Genomic DNA, 17,500 nt, shown 5'->3' on the forward strand with positions numbered 1-17,500 from the left:
TAGTTCCAATTTTCCAGTAATTTGTTAATTTACAATAAAATTTTGTTGGCTTGTCTTTAATACATCTAACTAAATAAAAAAAAACATACCATTTATCTTAGCGAATGCAATCACAAAGGTGTCAGTTTTAGTATTGATAATAATGAAATTAAAGTATAAGTAAAATGTCAAGAAAGTTAAGTTTACGAACACGTAAGGTTCATCGTTATTTAGGTGTTTTTATTGGAATACAGTTTTTATTTTGGACACTTGGTGGATTGTACTTTAGTTGGAATAACATGAAAGATGTCCACGGCAAGACTTTGGTTGATAAATCAGAGAAAACCTTTTCATTTGAATATAATGAACCAGTACTTAAGTTATTTACCGCAATTAAAGAGCCGATTAAAAGTGTTGAAGCAATATTAGTAAATAAAGATAGCTTACTTCGTGTACAATCTGAATCAAAACACTATTTATTAAAGTTGAATAAGAATCAATATGCACTAAATGAATTGCTTACCAAAGAAGAAGTTGAATCTTTTGTAAAAAGTAGGTTAAAGGAAAAAATAGCCATAAAAGAAACAGTTTTTCTAACAGAAGAAAATATTTCAAAGTCTCATGAGTATCGTGAAAAACCGCTCCCTGTTTATGCTGTTACCTTAGATCATTCTACAAATACAAAAGTTTATGTGCATCCTAATCTTGCAAAAATTACATCAGTAAGAAATGATAATTGGCGACGATTTGACTTTTTATGGATGTTGCATGTAATGGATTTTGAAACTCGTGATCGTATTACAAATTGGACATTACGTATATTTTCAGTTTTAGGTTTAGCAACTATTTTATCAGGATTTTACTTATTTTATTTAAGTTCTCCATCAATTAGAAAGATTAAGAAAAGGATAACTAAAAATTAATAATCTTTTTTATTAATTTTAGTTTAAAATAAATTAGGCCCTTGTTTGAATTTTTGTAGAAAAGTACATAATACAGATTATTATGTGCACATAGAGGATGTTCCAGAAGAAACCTGGAACGACTTAGGTTGTACGAATAACCTATATTTTAGTCCGAAATATTTATCAGCCATTGCTAATAACCATTCTGGAATTGATTTTTTGTATGTGGTTTTACATGATGATGAAAACAGTCCAATTGCATTCGCAACCATACAAGTAGTTGATTTTTTGCTTGATAGTGTTCAAAATGAGTTAAAAGGATTTGTTAATCAAATTAAAAAGATTGGAAGAAAATTTGGAATTGTTGCTAAAAAAAAACCTTTCAAAATTCTTACCTGTGGAAATACCTTTGTTAGTGGAGAACACGGAATTTTCATTAAGAATAATCAGAATAAACAAAAAGTAATTAAAGAGCTAGCAAAATCCGTCGTTGAATTAGTGAATGACGAGAAGCAATTTAATTATAAAATCAGTGGATTTATGCTCAAGGATTTTATTCATGAATCCTTATTTGTTACAGATGAATTACTTGGGTACAATTATCATTCTTTCAATGTTGAGCCAAACATGTTAATGCAAATTGATTCTGATTGGAATGACTTCACGGATTATTTGGCAGCAATGAAAACTAAGTTTCGTGTTAAAGCAAAAAAAGCAATGGAAAAAAGTTTTCCATTAGAAGTGATTGACATTACGCAACACAATTTTCATGATTATGCTCCTGAAATGGAAACGCTTTATAAAAATGTTTCTTCAAAGGCTGGTTTTAATTTAGGTTCGTTTAATTTAGAAACATATAATTCATTAAAAGAGAAACTAGGTGAAGATTATGTGATTAGAATTTATTTACTAAAAGATAAAGTAGTTGGATACTTGTCAGCGATGATTAATCAGAAAGACTTAGATGCGCATTATGTTGGTATCGATTACACTTACAATCGTGAGTTTGCCATTTACCAAAGAATGTTATACGATTATATTCAGTTGGCCATTGATAAGAAACTGAGTCAAATTAATTTTGGAAGAACTGCTAGTGAAATAAAAAGTTCTGTTGGTGCTGAACCTCAGAATCTAACAATTTACTTTAGACATAAGAATCATATTCCAAATAAGATTTTTAGCTTTTTTGTCAATAAAATTCAACCAACTCCGTTTAATCAAAAGTTCCCTTTTAAGGTTAAAAATCTTGTTGCTCATAATTAAAAAGAGTACTTTTAATTTGTAAATAGTAATCAATGAAAGATACGAAAGATCTACTCGATATTCTTACACTTACAGATGAGGGAGACACTAATTTTAGTGGAGTAAGTAAAGATATTGGAAGTCCAAATGTTTTCGGAGGACAAGTATTAGCACAATCTTTAAACGCTGCCTACAGAACGGTGAGTTCTGAAAGAATTTTACACTCGTTACATTCCTACTTTTTGGAGGCGGGAAATTTAGATTTACCCATCATTTATAACGTTCAAACAATACGTGATGGAGGAAGTTTTTCAACACGAAGAGTTACAGCACATCAAAATGATAAAACTATTTTTATCTTGGCATGTTCTTTCCATAAAAAAGAAGATGGTTATGAACATCAAATGCCAATAAAAAAAGATATTGGGCAGCCGGAGGATTTAATGAGTTGGGAGGATATGAGAGAAAAATTCGGTGATTTTCTCCCAAAAAAAATGAAAGCGTTTTTAAGTATTGAACGTCCTATTTATTTTAAGCCTGTACAAGTTGTTAATCCTTTTGAGCAGAAAGATTTGCCGCCAGTTGTAGATGTTTGGTTTAAGCTTAAAGGAGATAGTTCAAATTTAAGTTTAACAATAAAGCAACAAATACTAACCTATATTTCTGATTACAATATTTTAACAGCTTGTTTGTATCCTAATGCGAGTGTGGCAAATTTTGGTAATACGCAAATGGCAAGTTTAGATCATTCAATGTGGTTTTATCGCGATTTCGATTTCTCAGATTGGATGTTATTTTCAATTGAAAGCCCAAATACTTTTGGAGCAAGAGGATTTGCTTGTGGAAACATTTATACAAGAGAAGGAAAATTAATAGCATCAGTAGCACAAGAAGGTTTAATGAGACCTCAAAAAAAGAAATAATTATGAATCCAGTATATTACGTATTATCTGTTAACGGACTATTATTTTTATTAAGTATTGTTTTTTATTACAATCCTCCCAAGAAGATAAACGGATTGTATGGTTATAGAACACCGAGAACGATGGCAAACCAAGATATTTGGGATTTTGCTAATGGATTTTTCAATAAACAGTTATTGCAATATGCTGGAATTTCATTTGCGGCTGCTTTAGGATTATCTTTTATAGCAAAAGAAACTTCATGGCAACCAATTGCCATCATGGTAATTACATTAGGTGTTTGTGTTCTAAAAACAGAACAAGAATTAAACAAGTATTACGATAAAGAAGGGAATAAGCTAAAAAAGTAAAGTTTACTTATACTCTTCTTTTAGCAAATTGATGTCATCAATAATCTTTTGCATATTCTCATATTTTGTACCATCATACATACCTCGAATTCGTTTGTCTTTATCAATCAAGATGAAATTCTCAGTGTGTATAAAATCTTGTACACCACCGTCTCCTTCATCCAGAACAGCGAAATAACTTTTTCTAGCTAGTTCGTATATATGCTTTTTATCACCAGTGGTAACATTCCATTTTTTATCATTAATTCCTTTGCGTGCGGTGTAAGCTTTCAAAACTGGGACACTATCTAGTTCTGGTGTCACGCTATGTGATAAAAACATGATGTCGTTATCATCTTTAAATTCTTCTTGAAGTGTAAGCATATTGTTAGACATTGGAATACAAATTCCTTTACAGGTAACAAAGAAGAAATCAGCGACATATATTTTCCCTTCGTAATCTTTTTGAGTAACTTTTTCACCGTTTTGATTAATAAGTTCAAAATCAGAAATGGTATGATTCTTAGTGAACATCCGTAAGGAATTATCTACTAACTTAGGATTAATATCTGCTGGATTATAGATAGGTAGTTTTTCTTCAACTCGAACTAAGAAATAATAGGTTGGTAAAGCGATTATTGTAAAGAAGATTAAAAACAGAAAAGTATACTTCGATTTTTTAAAAAAACGTATGTCCATTGCACTTAAATTCTTCTACAAAAATAAGGCTAATAAAGCCAGTTTCCTAAAATCTTTGTTAAAACAGAAACAAGTGTAAACAGAGCATTTTTACAACTCTTTTTAAAAGTGTACATTTGCTGAATTCTAAAGAGACAATAATACCATTTATGGAAATTTTAATAAAGGCATCACAATTCATTTTAAGTTTATCATTACTAATTGTTTTACACGAATTAGGGCATTTTATCCCAGCTAAATTGTTTAAAACAAAAGTTGAAAAATTCTACCTTTTTTTCGATTACAAATTTTCTTTATTCAAGAAGAAAATTGGAGAAACTGTTTATGGAATTGGTTGGATTCCTTTAGGAGGTTATGTGAAGATTGCCGGAATGATTGACGAGAGTATGGATACCGAGCAAATGAAAGAAGAACCAAAACCTTGGGAATTCCGTTCTAAGCCAGCATGGCAAAGATTAATTATTATGTTAGGAGGTGTTATTGTAAACTTTGTTTTAGGGATTTTAATATATATCGCTTTAATGTGGGTTTATGGTGAAAAATATTTACCAAATGAAAATGTAAAAGACGGTATTTGGGCTCAAGATGAATTAGCTCAAACTTTAGGTTTAGAAACAGGTGATAAAATTCTTTCTGTAGACGGAAATGCAATCAGAAAATTCAGCGAGATTCCAGTTGAGTTCATAAATGGAAATAAATTTATCATAGAAAGAAATGGACAAGAAATTGAGAAAGAAATTCCTATTGATTTTATTTCAAAATTAGTGGATCGAGATAAAGATGCTGGAAGTTTCATAAATTACCGTACACCATTTGTCATCGCAAATGTTCCAGAAAATTCTATAAATGTATCCTCTGGTTTACAGCCAAAAGATATAGTTGTGCGTGTTGGAGAGAAAGAAGTGAGATATTTTGATGAGGTTGCTGCTATGTTAAAAACATTAAAAAATCAAAATACAACACTAGTCGTTAAAAGAGGAGAAGAAACTAAAGAAGTACCTGTAAAAGTAAGTGAAGAAGGGAAATTAATGGTGTTTTCTGGGTCATTAGGCCTTCTAGATCTAGAAAAATTGGGATATTACAAACTTGCTGATAAAAAGTACACTTTTATGCAATCAATCCCAGCAGGACTAAATAAATCTTGGACTACATTGACCAGTTACGTGAAACAATTAAAGAAAATATTTAACCCAAGTACAGGCGCATACAAAGGTTTGGGAGGATTCATTTCAATAGGAAGTATTTTCCCTTCAGAATGGAGTGCTTACAGTTTTTGGAGTATTACAGCTTTTCTATCTATTATGTTAGGTTTTATGAATTTATTACCAATCCCTGCTTTAGATGGAGGTCATGTAGTTTTTACACTATGGGAAATGATTACGGGTAAAAAGCCGAGTGACAAGTTTTTAGAATATGCCCAAGTAGTTGGATTTGTATTATTACTTGCTTTATTAATCTTTGCAAATGGTAATGATATTGTGAAACTATTTAAGTAGAAGTAATATTTACAAAATTGTCACTTGGTAAAAATAAATGAGTTATTTCTTACAAGAACGACCTTTTGCTTTTAGCGCTAAATTGCATGAATCAATCCAGTAATAATTTTTTCTGCAATCTAGGCAATTGTAAAATTTAATAAAGCTGAGGTACTTTACAAATCCCATTCTTTTTCTACGAACTCTATTCGAAGAGCCGCAGTGTGGACATACTTTCATCTTTCTTTTTTAGTTAAACAAACTTAATGAAAGATAAGAAAGTATATTTAATGTTATTACCTAGAAATTAATGGGTTTTTTCCCTTATTTTATTGTTAATAAATGCCGTTTTCTTTGTTCGTTCTGGTAATGGCTTGGTCGTTTTTCCAGTCAATCCATTTTTGTCCCTTTATTCGACGCATAAAATTGTCGATAGAGCGCATAATAAAGACATTATAAATCGCTTTTCCAAGGTTTTTAGGGTTTCTTGCTATTGCACGAAGACTCATTGAAAAACCAGGTGTTATATAACGCATATAATGCCAGTATCCTTCAGGCATATATAAAACGTTTCCATGCTCTAACTCTGTCACATGACCTTTAGCATTTTTAAGCGCTGGCCATTTTTCAAAATCAGGATCGTTAAAGTTAATGTCTTCCCTTGTAATTAGAGAATGAGGTATTTTATAGAGGTATTTATTTTGTTTCTGATCAAACAAAATACACTTCTTTTTTCCTTCAAAGTGAAAGTGGAAAATATTGGCTAAATCAATATCGTAATGCATAAAAGTGTAAGAATCTCTTCCTCCAAAGAATAACATTGGTAATCCTTTCATCAGTCGCAAACCAAAATCAGGAAATTTAAAATCCTTTTGAAGGACTGGAACTTCTTTTAAAACATTCCATAGGAAGATTCTGAATTTTGTAGGTTCTCTTTTTAATAAATCAACATACTCACTCATTTTCATGGTGGCATGTGGTTCATTAAAACCATCTTTATAATCTACAGGTCTATCGTCATAAAGAGGTACGGTTTTGTCTCCAGCTACTTCTTTCATATATTCTAGCGACCACTTGTTATAAGCAGGCCAATCTTCAATAAAACGCTCAATAACCACTGGTTTTTGAAGCTTAAAGTAATTTTTGATAAAGTCTTCTTTGGTAATCGTTTCGACTCTATCGATTTGTTCCAATTGTAACCCCATGAATTGATATTTGATGTTCGCAAAGTTAAGAAAACGTTACGATTCTATTTAGATTGGTTCTCATTAAATTAAATTGCGAGCTGTAAATTTATTAAATTTAGCAATACTTTTAGCATTTTTAATGATTGATTTATCAGATTACTTCTGGTATAAAAATATTTAAATTGGAAGGAGGACTTTAGTAAAAAACCATTTTCACCATTCAATATTTATTTTGATCAGTTAAAGGAGTGAGATTTGAAAAATTAATACAAGAGCTGTAAATTCCCTTGAGCATGAATATTCATGTTGCTAATATTTCAAACGAACCTATTAAAGATTTAAAGTAAAGTTCTCCTTCTTTCTACGAAAGTCATTTATGACTTAAAGTTTTTTTTAAGCAAATTGTAGTTCTGATGTAAATACATAGTAAACTTTCTTTGGTGCAACTAATTTAATTGAGAGAAAGTCTTAAGTTAAATAAATGTATAAGCTTGTAGATCTTCCTTTTATTGCAAAATTTTGTGATAATAATTCGCCTTTTGAAATAAGCAATTAGGGAAATATAGCGGGTTTTCATATGTGTTTTGACATAGAATTCATGGAAGACTCATCCTGTAAGTGACCGTAATGGAAGTATTTATTAAATAAAAAATAGGTCATTTAAGTATTTTCAACATCAAATAACCTATTTTAAATTTATTATTTAACTGTTCGTTTCTTTACTTGGCTCCGGCTCTTCTTTTAGCCAACGTTTTACTTGTAGTTCACGTTTTTTAATTTCTTTTGCTTCTGCTTTTTTCTGTTCGTTTCTATCAATTTTATGTTTAGGTCTAGTCCATTTAGGCTTCTCTCCTAATGTTTGGAACTGAGAGTCTTCGGCTTCAACCGTTTGGGGTTGCATCTTTTTAATAAATGGCTTTTGAGGATTTAAACCTAATAATTCAAATAACTTCATATCCTCATTTACATCGGGATTTGGAGTTGTTAATAACTTATCTCCAGCAAAAATAGAATTCGCACCAGCAAAGAAACACATCGTTTGTCCTTCTTGACTCATTGTTGTTCTACCCGCAGACAAACGCACTTGAGTTTCAGGCATTACGATTCTTGTTGTTGCTACCATTCTGACCATTTCCCAAATAGAAACCGGTTTTTGATCTTCTAAAGGAGTTCCGTCAACAGCAACTAAAGCGTTAATTGGCACAGATTCTGGTTGTGGATTTAAAGTTGATAAAGCAACTAACATTCCAGCTCGATCTTCTATAGCTTCTCCCATACCAATAATTCCTCCTGAACAAACTGTTACATTAGTTTTACGAACATTATCGATAGTTTCTAAACGGTCTTCAAAACCTCTTGTTGAAATTACTTCTTTATAATATTCTTCAGAAGAGTCTAAATTATGATTATATGCATACAAACCTGCTTCAGCCAAACGGTGCGCCTGATTTTCAGTAATCATTCCTAGTGTGCAGCAAACCTCCATATCAAGTTTATTAATTGTACGAACCATTTCTAATACTTGATCGAATTCTGGTCCGTCTTTTACGTTTCTCCAAGCTGCTCCCATACAAACTCTTGAGCTTCCAGAGGCTTTAGCACGCAATGCCTGTGCTTTAACTTGATTAACACTCATTAAATCATTTCCTTCAACTTCGGTATGATATCTTGCTGCTTGCGGACAATATCCACAATCTTCAGGACATCCTCCTGTTTTTATTGATAAAAGCGTTGATACTTGAACCGTGTTTGGATCGTGGTGTTTACGATGAATTGTAGCTGCATCATACAATAGCTCCATCATCGGCTTATTGTAAATCTTTAAAATTTCTTCTTTAGTCCAATTGTGTCTAGTCTCACTCATATAGTCGTCATTGTTTGCATTATCAAAAGTAGGAAAAGTAATTGTATTATTATATTATTTTGAAATTAAAACTGATACAGCGTTACCCCCAAACCCTACGGCATTTACGAGTATTTTATTGAATTGTTTTGGTTGTCTTTGTTTCTCTGCAAATGGAACTTCAATAGCTTTTTGATGTTGTAACATTAAAAGTCCAAGTTCTAAATTTAGTAATCCTGAAGCGCCAAAAGTATGTCCTATTTTCCACTTATTAGTTGTTAAAAATGGACGATGATTTCCGAAAACTTTTTCAATAGCACTAACTTCTGAAGAATCACCTTTTATGGTACCAGGAGCATGCATCACAATGACATCGATTTCGTTTAAATCAATATTCTTACATGCCATTTTCATTGATTTCTGAAAGCATTCTGCGTTTGCTGTTACCGATGTGTTGTGTTTTAAAACTTCAGTAGCATAACCAACACCTTCAATTTTAGCAATGGTTTTTTCATTGATTTCATTTTCTAAGCAAACTACGGCAGCACCTTCTCCTAAAACCATTGTGTTTTTAGTTTTATTGAGATCAAAAGCTTTACACGGATTACCTTCGGTTTCTTTCGAGTAAACTTTTAAAGCTTTCATTTGAGCGATTGTAAAATCAGTAAGTGGGGATTCACTTCCTCCTACTAAAAATTTATCGCACATTCCAGACTGAATCCAAGCAACTCCATTTAATAAAGAATGTAATGCAGTAGAACAAGTTATCGAATGTGAAATTTCTGGACCAGAGCTTTTCAAATCATGCGCAATCCATGAAGAAATATTCCCTAAAGTTGTTGTTGGTGAACTAAGAGTAGAGGATATACCTTTAACTAGAAATTCTTGATGATATTTTTCAAAAAGAGCTGTAGCTCCTCGAGAAGAGCCGATATTAATACCGAAATCATCACCTTCTTTCCAATTTGCATCTTTCATTGCTTTTCTAGAAGCATAAATAGCCAATAAAACAGTGTTGTCAAGGTTTTTATATTTGTTGTCGGAATTTCTAATTTCATCAATATTCTTCATATTATGTTGAGAAATTCTTGCAACCCATTCAGAGAAATGTTTAAAGTTTTCTTTATTTATTCTATGTTCATTATCTAAATAACTTTCCCAAACCTCATCCATGGTATTACCTAATGGAGAAATTGAAGCAATAGATGATATTGATATCGGTTTCAAGTCTAAAAAATTTCAGCAAAATTAAGGTTAAATCTTTAAACAGAATCAACATCTAGAAGACTAAGGGTTATATTTTTTTAGGAGTCTTGAAACAAGTATTTAGTTCTTACGTCTTATAAGAGTAAAATACGTAATAGTTTTGTTGTTATGGATAATAGATATAACGAAAATCAAAAGAGTTGGATCGCAAGAAATTGGCCATGGGCATTACCAGTTGGTTGTTGTTCAGGTTGTTTGGTTTTAATATTACTTTTTGTTTTTGGTGTTGGAGCAACAATTTTTGGAGTTGTAAACAACTTAGTTGAATTATCACCTCTTGAAGAAGCGTTAGAAAGAGCCGAAGAGAATGAAAGAGTAGTGGAATTTGTTGGTTATGAAATTGATACAGATGGTTTTCCAAATGGGGAAATTTCAGTTTCTAATAATGATGGCGAAGTTGATTTTAGAGTTCCGATTAAAGGAAATAGAGGAGAAGGTACCTTAATTGTAAAAGGAATTCGTAAAGACAAAAAATGGATCTATGAGGATTTATACGTACTTATAAAAGAAACAAATGAACGTATTAATTTATTGGACAATGAAAAAGTCTTAGAGAGTATCTAAGACTTTAACGATTGTATTATATATTTTCTCCAAATGTTCATCTGAAATAACGAACGGAGTTTGAATGTAAATGGTGTTTCCAAGTGGTCTTAAAAAGACACCTTCTTTCATAAAAGACGATAAAAGCAAATCTCTTAAAGTACCATACCTTTCCATATTTGTATCTAAATCTAAAGCAAAAATTACTCCAATACTTCGTGTAGACTTCACTTTAGGATGATTCGTTATAGTAGCACCAAAGGTTTTATGTTGTTGAGATATTCTTTGAATATTATTCTGAATTTCTGTTGAAGTTAACAAGTCAATACTCGCAATAGCGGCCGCACAACCAATTGGGTTTGCAGAATAGGTATGACAGTGAAAATATCCTTTTGAAATATCGTTACTTAAAAAGGCATCATAAATTTCTTGAGTACAAGACGTAATTGCCATTGGTACTAATCCTCCAGTTAATGCCTTACTCAAGCAAATAATATCGGGTTTATTTGTCATGTGCTCAGAAGCAAAATTTTTACCAGTTTTTCCAAAACCAGTCATTACTTCGTCAGCGATTGTCAGAACATTTTTAGATTTACAAAACCCTATAATTTCATTTAACCCATCAATATCATGAATTTTCATTCCAGCTGCCCCTTGGACAATAGGTTCGTAAACAAAAGCAGCTACTTTATGCCGGCTAGTTATTTCGTTTAATTTCTGTGAGATTTCTTCTTGGTTAGTTCCATCTGGCACAGGAATGCGGTGAATGTTAATCAAGAAATCTTCGAATGGACCGTTGTAAACAGATAAGCCTGAGGTAGACATTGCTCCAAAGGTATCTCCATGAAATCCATTTTCGAATGCGATAAAAGTGGTGCGTTGATCTTCTAAGTTATAATAATATTGAAGTGCCATTTTTATAGCAGATTCAACAGCGGTTGAACCATTATCATTGAAAAATATTTTAGCCTGATTTTCAGGTAAAATTGAGATTAATTTTTCAGATAATTCTACAGCGGCTGGATGCGTAAAGTCGCTAAACATTATTTGATCGAGCTGCTGCATTTGCTCATAAACTCGATTATTTATATAATCATTACAATGACCAAACATGCAAGTGTACCAAGATGAAATTGCGTCGATATATTCGTTTCCATTTTCATCGGTAAGAATACAACCTTTCGCCTTAATAATTCCTAAACTATTTGGATGCGTTTGATGTTGCTTTAACGGATGCCAGATGTGTTTTTTGTCTCGTTCTTGTAAAGTCATGATTATAACTTATCTCTAAATTTTTCGGCATATTCTTTAATAACGTTTTGGTCAAAGTAAGGTTCTTCCTCAATTCTTCCAAGTACGTTTACACCGCTCATTTTCTCAATAATTATCTCTGTAGTTTTGTGTTCATTACCACTGTAAATTAAAGAAGTATCAAATCCTTTCGACTTTAATAAATTTAATGTAAGTAAAGTATGATTTATACTACCTAAGTAATGTCTAGAAACAACAATAACTTTATAATCTGGTTTAATTAAATCGAAAATGGTGCGCTCATTATTCAAAGGAACTAATAATCCTCCAGCACCTTCAATTACAAGATTATTTTGCGTTGCAGGTTCTTTAATTTTATCGATGTCAATGGTAATTCCATCAATTTCCGCAGAGGCATGCGGACTCATTGGTGTATTGAGAGCATAACTATTTTCGTGGAATACAGTAGAGTTATTACTAATTAAGTTTTTTACTTTATGTGTGTCAGAATATTCTAAATCACCAGATTGCACTGGCTTCCAGTAATCAGCTTCTAAAGCTTCAGTAATAATAGCTGAAGCTACTGTTTTTCCCACTTCAGTAGAGATTCCAGTTATAAAATATTTTTTCATTTAAATATTGTTTGGCAATCGTTACAAATTAATTTTCTTGATTCAAAAAATGGGAAGAGCATGTAAAAGAAACTTTTACGTTGAGCTTCTGCTACTAAAATTCTACTAGAATTACAATTTGGACAATGAATTTCATCACCGTTTTCATCCTTTTCATAGGTTCTAATATTGGCGTAAATTTTGGAAGCTTTCTCTAAATCTTTATTAGCAATTAAAAGTTTTACTCCTCCAATAGCTTGACTTAACAGTGGATCAGAATCAATGGTTTTTTCATCCATTAACATAGTACTAATTCCTTCAGAGTCTAATTTTGATTTTATGACTTGTGCTTCTGTAGAATATTCAAATACTGTTAAAATTGTATAATCTTCCCTCATTTTAAATTTTAAACAAAGGTAGCAAGAAGCGATAAGATTCTAGTAATTTCTTCGTCAGAATTAAAGCTGTGCAGACAAATACGCAAGCGCTCTTGACCTTCAGGAACTGTAGGTGAAAGAATAGGTTTTACATTAAATCCTTTTTGTTGAAGATTTTTAGCAAGATCTTTCGTTTTTTCAGGACTTGAAACTATACAACATTGTATCGCCGATGAACTTGAAATGAATTTATGTTCTAATTCCAATCGCTTTAATTCTGATTTGAAGTGAGTAATTTTATCTTTAAGTACATTTATTTTATTAGGAATTAATTGCTCATAAGCAACTCTAATTGTTGCAACTGAATGAGGAGATAATCCTGTAGTGTAAATAAAACTTCTAGAAAAATTAACTAAAAAATCATAAAGGTTTTTACTTCCTAATATGGCGGCTCCATGACAACCTAAAGCTTTTCCGTAAGTCGTGATTCGGGCAAAAACTTTATCTTCTATTCCTAATTCTTGAACAAGTCCAGCACCATTTTTACCAAAAACACCTAATGCATGCGCTTCGTCAACAATTAAAAAGGTATTGTCCTTACTTGATATTTCAATAAAATCAATCAGATTTGCAGAGTCACCATCCATCGAGAAAACAGATTCTGTTATGATGTAGGCATTATCATAATCAAAGCGATTCAGAAGTTCTTGTAAATGTGCAATATCATTATGTTTAAATTTATATGCTTTTGCCTTTGAAAGTTGAATTCCGTCTCGAATAGAAGCATGAATTAATTCATCATAAAAAATAACATCTCCTCGTTGAGGAATGGCAGAAAAAAAACCAACGTTGGCATCATAACCTGAGTTGAATAATAGCGCTTTTTCAGTTTTATGGAACTGAGCAATATGTTCCTCTGTTATTTGATACAAAAAATGATTGCCTGAAATTAAACGAGAACCAGTCGCTCCATTTAATTTTATGTTTTCTTTGAGAAGCAAATCGTGTGTAAGGTTGAATATTTCTTCAGATTGAGCAAATCCAAGATAATCATTAGAATAAAAATCGATTAAATCAGTAGAGGAGTCTAAGCTACGTAATGAATTTGACTCAATTCTTTGATTGAGTTTATGAATTAATTTATTCGGAAAATTCATATTTATACACGTTTGATAACGTTTGTTACAATTCCCCAGATTACAAAATTATTTTCCTCTGTGATTTTAATAATAGGATAATCAGGGTTTTCTGGCTGTAACCATACTTCACTTCCATCAACACGTAACCTTTTCACCGTAAATTCTCCATCTAAAAAACAAACTGCAATTTTATTGTTCACCGGGGGAATACTTCGGTCTATAACCAATAAGTCCTTATCATCCAAACCAGCTCCAATCATTGATTGACCACTAACACGAGCGAAAAAAGTTGCGTCTTTATTCCTTATTAACTCCTCATCTAACGATAATTTAGATTCACTAAAATCTTCTGTAGGAGAAGGAAAACCAGCAGAAATGCCAGTATCAATAAATAAAGCACCATCGCTTACTATATCTTTCGGACTAAAAAATGTTAATGTTAAACTCATGCTTCAAATAAGAATAAAATCAATGTTTGTTCTTTCAAATACTGAATAAGAACATCTGTGTAAAGTTAACCATTCTCTTTTATTTTTTAACTATATTGTGCTACACTTAACGAGACAATCCAATACTTACTTTATCCCTATGTCAAAAAAGTTGAAAATTGATGGTATTGATAAAATTATCATCAAAAGATTGGTGAAAGATGCAAGAACCCCTATTTTAAGTATCGCTAGAGAAGTTGGGATTTCAGGTGCGGCTATACACCAAAGATTGCGAAAATTAGACGAGTCGAGTTTAATAGAAGGCTATAAGATGGTCTTAAACCCCAAAGCTTTAGGATATACTACAACCGCTTTTGTTGGTGTGTTTTTAGATTCAGCTAGTTTATATTCATCAGCTATTAAAAGATTAAAGGACATTCCTGAAGTTGTTGAAAGTCATTACACTACCGGAAACTATGCTATTTTTATTAAAATAATGTGTAAGAATAATGAAGATTTAATGCATTTGTTAAATAAAGATATCCAAAGTATAAAAGGAGTTTCAAGAACGGAAACATTCATATCTTTGGATCAACAAATAGACAGACAAATAAAAATTTAAACCTTTTTATGAACGATTTTATATTGTATTTCAAAATGGGCTTGTTTCATGTTTTAGATTTGAAGGCCTATGACCATATTTTGTTCTTAATTGTATTAGCAGTTGTTTATCAATTCAAACAATGGAAGAAAGTAATTTGGTTAATTACGTTATTTACGGTAGGACATTCCATTACTCTAGCATTATCTGCTTACAATGTTATAAGAGTAAGAGAAGATTTGGTAGAGTTTTTAATTCCGCTTACAATTTTTATAACTGGTTTAATGAATGTATTAACAGCAAGAAAGGCATCTGTTGGTAAAGAAAATCAAAATTTATTTTTTGCGTTATTCTTCGGATTAATTCATGGTTTAGGTTTTTCGAATTATTTTAAGGCAATGATAGGTAGAGCATCAGATAAGTTTTTACCATTGGTTGAATTTGCACTTGGTGTGGAAGCTGCGCAAATTATTATTGTTGGGTTGATTTTATTGGTGGGTAGTTTAGTTCAATCAGTATTCGGTGTAAATAGAAGAGATTGGATTTTAGTAGCTTCTTCAATCGTAATCGGATTTGCTATTCAAATGATGATAAATCGTGTTTTTTGGTAAATATTAACTTCTTAAACTGCAATTTCTCCTTATTTTAGCTCATATGACTTTAACAACGAAAGAATTAAGATATGCACGAACTTACCTTAAAATGGCAACTGAATGGGGTAAGTTATCTCATTGTAAGAGAAAGCAGGTTGGAGCATTAATTGTAAAAGATAGGATGATCATTTCTGATGGATACAATGGAACACCAACTGGTTTTGAAAATGCATGTGAAGACGAAGAAGGATGGACGAAATGGTACGTGTTACATGCAGAAGCCAATGCAATATTGAAAGTTGCAGGATCTACACAATCATGCAAAGGAGCTACTTTATATATTACATTATCACCATGTAAAGATTGTTGTAAATTGATACATCAATCAGGAATTACAAGAGTTATTTATTCTAACGAGTATAAAGATAAAAGCGGATTAGAATTTCTAGAAAAGGCAGGAGTTGAATTGATTTATTTACCTAATGAACAAAAATAATCTACCTATATTTTTTGCCATAGCTATGGCTTTCGGTGTTTTAATTGGTACTTTCTTTACTGGACAATCTGCTACTTTAAGTAAAAGTTCTTTAAACGAACAAAAAATTAAGCGCTTAATAAACTTCATTGAACAGGATTATGTTGATGAGGTAAATACAGATGAGTTGTTGGATGGAGCAATTGCACAAATACTAACTAAACTTGATCCGCATTCGGTTTACATACCCAAAGAAAATTTACAAGCCGTTACCGAAAATATGCAAGGTAATTTTGTAGGAATTGGAGTGCAATTTAGAATTATGGATGACAGTATTACGGTAGTTCATCCGATGAAAGGAGGACCTAGTATTAGAAAAGGAATTAAGGCTGGAGATAGAATTTTAATTGCCGATTCTGATACTTTGTTTGGAAAAGGAATTCGTAACAATCAAGTGCTTAAAAAATTAAAAGGAGCACCAAATACAGAAGTAAACCTAACGGTTTACAGAAAATCAAACGATAGTTTATTTGATGTAACGGTAGAACGAGGAAAAGTCAATATTAAAAGTGTTGATATCGCCTACATGTTAAATGATAGTATTGGTTACATTAAATTAGATCGATTTGCACGTAACACTTATAAAGAGTTTAAAGAGTCACTTACTATTTTGAAAGATCTAGGCATGACTGATTTGATTTTAGATTTAAGAGGTAACGGTGGTGGATTTATAGACATCGCAAATAGTATTGTTGATGAGTTTTTAGAAGATGACAAACTTATTGTATTCACAAAGAATAATGGAGGAGAAATTAGTGAATCTTTCGCAACCTCTTATGGTGATTTTGAAAACGGTGGCTTATATGTTTTAATGGATGAAAATTCGGCTTCCGCATCTGAAATAGTTGCAGGTGCTTTACAGGATAATGACAAAGGAATTATTGTTGGGAGAAGATCCTTCGGGAAAGGATTAGTGCAGGAAGAAATGGATTTAGGTGATGGTTCTGCAGTTCGTTTAACTACAGCACGTTACTACACACCTACGGGGCGTTCAATTCAAAAGCCGTATAAAAAGCCTAATTATACTGATAACGAGTTGCCTGAAGATGCAAGTGGTTCGCCGTTAAGTTATGGTGATGAAGTTGAAAACAGATACAGAAATGGAGAATTATTCAATAGAGACAGTATAAAAATTGTTGACAGCCTAAAGTACACAACTCCAAAAGGTAAAACTGTATATGGTGGTGGAGGTATTATTCCGGATGTATTTGTGCCAATCGACACATCATCTTATATTTCTCCTTATTATTATGCTTATTTAAACGATTTTGCTTTTAAATATGTAGATAATAATAGGAAAGATTTATCGTCACTTAAAATTGAGGATTTCATTGAAACTTTTGATGCTAATCAAAAAATTTCATCTCAATTTTTTAGTAATATTAAAGATTTAAGACTATCATCTTTGACCAGAGAAAAATTAAAAAAGTTATTGAAAACAACCATTGCTCGAGAATTATTTAATGATCAAGGGTTGTATAGAATGAATCATCTTGATGATAATATGATTCTAAAAGTGTTAGAGCTAGAAAAAAATAATGAATAGAAGTTGGTTCAGATATAAGTTGAATTAA

19 protein-coding genes are annotated in these 17,500 nt (G+C 31.7%); 10 read left to right on the forward strand and 9 right to left on the reverse strand.

Going from position 1 to position 17,500, the window contains the following annotated elements; all coding sequences use genetic code 11:
- The first annotated feature begins 164 nt into the window (after nt 1–164).
- Genes BTO06_RS17795 through BTO06_RS17810 form a run of 4 tightly spaced genes read left to right on the forward strand, consistent with a single transcriptional unit; the run spans nt 165 to nt 3,399 of the window.
- Nucleotides 165–902: a hypothetical protein gene (locus tag BTO06_RS17795; protein ID WP_100926587.1), complete on the forward strand. Its 738-nt coding sequence runs from the start codon at nt 165–167 to the stop codon at nt 900–902.
- Nucleotides 903–947: 45 nt separating this feature from the next.
- Nucleotides 948–2,147, forward strand: coding sequence for a peptidogalycan biosysnthesis protein (locus BTO06_RS17800; protein WP_100926588.1), 1,200 nt, complete (start codon nt 948–950; stop codon nt 2,145–2,147).
- A 32-nt stretch (nt 2,148–2,179) separates the two neighbouring features.
- Entirely contained in the window at nt 2,180–3,049 is an 870-nt protein-coding gene (locus BTO06_RS17805; RefSeq protein WP_100926589.1) for an acyl-CoA thioesterase, read from the forward strand.
- A 2-nt stretch (nt 3,050–3,051) separates the two neighbouring features.
- Nucleotides 3,052–3,399: an SdpI family protein gene (locus BTO06_RS17810; RefSeq protein WP_198517107.1), complete on the forward strand. Its 348-nt coding sequence runs from the start codon at nt 3,052–3,054 to the stop codon at nt 3,397–3,399.
- Nucleotides 3,400–3,402: 3 nt separating this feature from the next.
- On the opposite strand, the gene BTO06_RS17815 is transcribed toward BTO06_RS17810, so the two are convergent.
- Nucleotides 3,403–4,077: an SCO family protein gene (locus tag BTO06_RS17815; RefSeq protein ID WP_100926590.1), complete on the reverse strand. Its 675-nt coding sequence runs from the start codon at nt 4,075–4,077 to the stop codon at nt 3,403–3,405.
- 149 nt (nt 4,078–4,226) lie between these two features.
- Between BTO06_RS17815 and rseP the strand changes: the two genes are divergently transcribed.
- Entirely contained in the window at nt 4,227–5,573 is a 1,347-nt protein-coding gene (gene rseP, locus BTO06_RS17820) for an RIP metalloprotease RseP (protein ID WP_100926591.1), read from the forward strand.
- Nucleotides 5,574–5,887: 314 nt separating this feature from the next.
- On the opposite strand, the gene BTO06_RS17825 is transcribed toward rseP, so the two are convergent.
- The 3 genes from BTO06_RS17825 to BTO06_RS17835 form a co-directional block, all read right to left on the reverse strand.
- Entirely contained in the window at nt 5,888–6,757 is an 870-nt protein-coding gene (locus BTO06_RS17825; RefSeq protein WP_100926592.1) for a cupin-like domain-containing protein, read from the reverse strand.
- A gap of 685 nt (nt 6,758–7,442) precedes the next feature.
- Nucleotides 7,443–8,603, reverse strand: coding sequence for a biotin synthase BioB (gene bioB / locus BTO06_RS17830; protein WP_232731491.1), 1,161 nt, complete (start codon nt 8,601–8,603; stop codon nt 7,443–7,445).
- A gap of 54 nt (nt 8,604–8,657) precedes the next feature.
- Nucleotides 8,658–9,755 (reverse strand): beta-ketoacyl synthase N-terminal-like domain-containing protein, encoded by a 1,098-nt coding sequence (locus BTO06_RS17835; protein WP_232731553.1) that lies wholly within the window; start codon nt 9,753–9,755, stop codon nt 8,658–8,660.
- Between the two features lie 201 nt (nt 9,756–9,956).
- Here BTO06_RS17835 and BTO06_RS17840 point away from each other — a divergent pair, with 201 nt between their 5' ends.
- Nucleotides 9,957–10,412, forward strand: a complete 456-nt coding sequence (locus BTO06_RS17840) for a cytochrome c oxidase assembly factor Coa1 family protein (protein ID WP_100926594.1) — start codon at nt 9,957–9,959, stop codon at nt 10,410–10,412.
- On the opposite strand, the gene bioA is transcribed toward BTO06_RS17840, so the two are convergent.
- The 5 genes from bioA to BTO06_RS17865 are packed head-to-tail and all read right to left on the reverse strand — an operon-like array spanning nt 10,398 to nt 14,218.
- Nucleotides 10,398–11,663, reverse strand: a complete 1,266-nt coding sequence (gene bioA, locus BTO06_RS17845) for an adenosylmethionine--8-amino-7-oxononanoate transaminase (RefSeq protein WP_100926595.1) — start codon at nt 11,661–11,663, stop codon at nt 10,398–10,400. The two genes, BTO06_RS17840 and bioA, sit on opposite strands and share 15 nt — an antisense overlap.
- Before the next feature lie 2 nt (nt 11,664–11,665).
- Complete coding sequence (bioD, locus tag BTO06_RS17850; protein ID WP_100926596.1) at nt 11,666–12,274, reverse strand: dethiobiotin synthase; 609 nt, start codon at nt 12,272–12,274, stop codon at nt 11,666–11,668.
- Complete coding sequence (locus BTO06_RS17855; RefSeq protein ID WP_100926597.1) at nt 12,271–12,651, reverse strand: putative signal transducing protein; 381 nt, start codon at nt 12,649–12,651, stop codon at nt 12,271–12,273. Before BTO06_RS17855 ends, bioD begins: the two co-directional genes overlap by 4 nt.
- An 8-nt stretch (nt 12,652–12,659) precedes the next feature.
- The gene (locus tag BTO06_RS17860) at nt 12,660–13,787 is read right to left on the reverse strand and encodes an aminotransferase class I/II-fold pyridoxal phosphate-dependent enzyme (protein WP_100926598.1); all 1,128 of its coding nucleotides are present in this window, start codon (nt 13,785–13,787) and stop codon (nt 12,660–12,662) included.
- Between the two features lie 2 nt (nt 13,788–13,789).
- On the reverse strand, nt 13,790–14,218 hold the full coding sequence (locus BTO06_RS17865) for a LexA family protein (protein WP_100926599.1): 429 nt from the start codon (nt 14,216–14,218) through the stop codon (nt 13,790–13,792).
- A 139-nt stretch (nt 14,219–14,357) separates the two neighbouring features.
- Between BTO06_RS17865 and BTO06_RS17870 the strand changes: the two genes are divergently transcribed.
- The 4 genes from BTO06_RS17870 to BTO06_RS17885 are packed head-to-tail and all read left to right on the forward strand — an operon-like array spanning nt 14,358 to nt 17,472.
- Nucleotides 14,358–14,819, forward strand: coding sequence for an Lrp/AsnC ligand binding domain-containing protein (locus BTO06_RS17870; RefSeq protein WP_198517108.1), 462 nt, complete (start codon nt 14,358–14,360; stop codon nt 14,817–14,819).
- 8 nt (nt 14,820–14,827) lie between these two features.
- Nucleotides 14,828–15,409, forward strand: coding sequence for a HupE/UreJ family protein (locus BTO06_RS17875; protein ID WP_100926600.1), 582 nt, complete (start codon nt 14,828–14,830; stop codon nt 15,407–15,409).
- A gap of 43 nt (nt 15,410–15,452) precedes the next feature.
- A complete protein-coding gene (locus tag BTO06_RS17880; protein WP_100926601.1) occupies nt 15,453–15,887 on the forward strand; it encodes a deoxycytidylate deaminase in 435 nt (144 codons plus the stop codon).
- Nucleotides 15,874–17,472: a S41 family peptidase gene (locus BTO06_RS17885; RefSeq protein ID WP_100926602.1), complete on the forward strand. Its 1,599-nt coding sequence runs from the start codon at nt 15,874–15,876 to the stop codon at nt 17,470–17,472. The genes BTO06_RS17880 and BTO06_RS17885 overlap by 14 nt, the downstream gene beginning before the upstream one ends.
- Nucleotides 17,473–17,500: the final 28 nt, after the last annotated feature.

Source organism: Tenacibaculum sp. SZ-18, from assembly GCF_002813915.1.
In the GTDB taxonomy this organism is placed as follows: domain Bacteria; phylum Bacteroidota; class Bacteroidia; order Flavobacteriales; family Flavobacteriaceae; genus Polaribacter.

Bases quoted from the DNA above. Each gene is read 5' to 3' on its own strand.
- BTO06_RS17885 (WP_100926602.1), top strand. From the start codon at position 15,874: ATGAACAAAAATAATCTACCTATATTTTTTGCCATAGCTATGGCTTTC.
- bioD (WP_100926596.1), bottom strand. From the start codon at position 12,274: ATGAAAAAATATTTTATAACTGGAATCTCTACTGAAGTGGGAAAAACA.
- BTO06_RS17865 (WP_100926599.1), bottom strand. From the start codon at position 14,218: ATGAGTTTAACATTAACATTTTTTAGTCCGAAAGATATAGTAAGCGAT.
- BTO06_RS17840 (WP_100926594.1), top strand. From the start codon at position 9,957: ATGGATAATAGATATAACGAAAATCAAAAGAGTTGGATCGCAAGAAAT.
- BTO06_RS17855 (WP_100926597.1), bottom strand. From the start codon at position 12,651: ATGAGGGAAGATTATACAATTTTAACAGTATTTGAATATTCTACAGAA.
- BTO06_RS17835 (WP_232731553.1), bottom strand. From the start codon at position 9,755: ATGGATGAGGTTTGGGAAAGTTATTTAGATAATGAACATAGAATAAAT.
- BTO06_RS17860 (WP_100926598.1), bottom strand. From the start codon at position 13,787: ATGAATTTTCCGAATAAATTAATTCATAAACTCAATCAAAGAATTGAG.
- BTO06_RS17810 (WP_198517107.1), top strand. From the start codon at position 3,052: ATGAATCCAGTATATTACGTATTATCTGTTAACGGACTATTATTTTTA.
- BTO06_RS17805 (WP_100926589.1), top strand. From the start codon at position 2,180: ATGAAAGATACGAAAGATCTACTCGATATTCTTACACTTACAGATGAG.
- BTO06_RS17880 (WP_100926601.1), top strand. From the start codon at position 15,453: ATGACTTTAACAACGAAAGAATTAAGATATGCACGAACTTACCTTAAA.
- BTO06_RS17815 (WP_100926590.1), bottom strand. From the start codon at position 4,077: ATGGACATACGTTTTTTTAAAAAATCGAAGTATACTTTTCTGTTTTTA.
- bioA (WP_100926595.1), bottom strand. From the start codon at position 11,663: ATGACTTTACAAGAACGAGACAAAAAACACATCTGGCATCCGTTAAAG.
- BTO06_RS17825 (WP_100926592.1), bottom strand. From the start codon at position 6,757: ATGGGGTTACAATTGGAACAAATCGATAGAGTCGAAACGATTACCAAA.
- bioB (WP_232731491.1), bottom strand. From the start codon at position 8,603: ATGAGTGAGACTAGACACAATTGGACTAAAGAAGAAATTTTAAAGATT.
- BTO06_RS17875 (WP_100926600.1), top strand. From the start codon at position 14,828: ATGAACGATTTTATATTGTATTTCAAAATGGGCTTGTTTCATGTTTTA.
- rseP (WP_100926591.1), top strand. From the start codon at position 4,227: ATGGAAATTTTAATAAAGGCATCACAATTCATTTTAAGTTTATCATTA.
- BTO06_RS17795 (WP_100926587.1), top strand. From the start codon at position 165: ATGTCAAGAAAGTTAAGTTTACGAACACGTAAGGTTCATCGTTATTTA.
- BTO06_RS17870 (WP_198517108.1), top strand. From the start codon at position 14,358: ATGTCAAAAAAGTTGAAAATTGATGGTATTGATAAAATTATCATCAAA.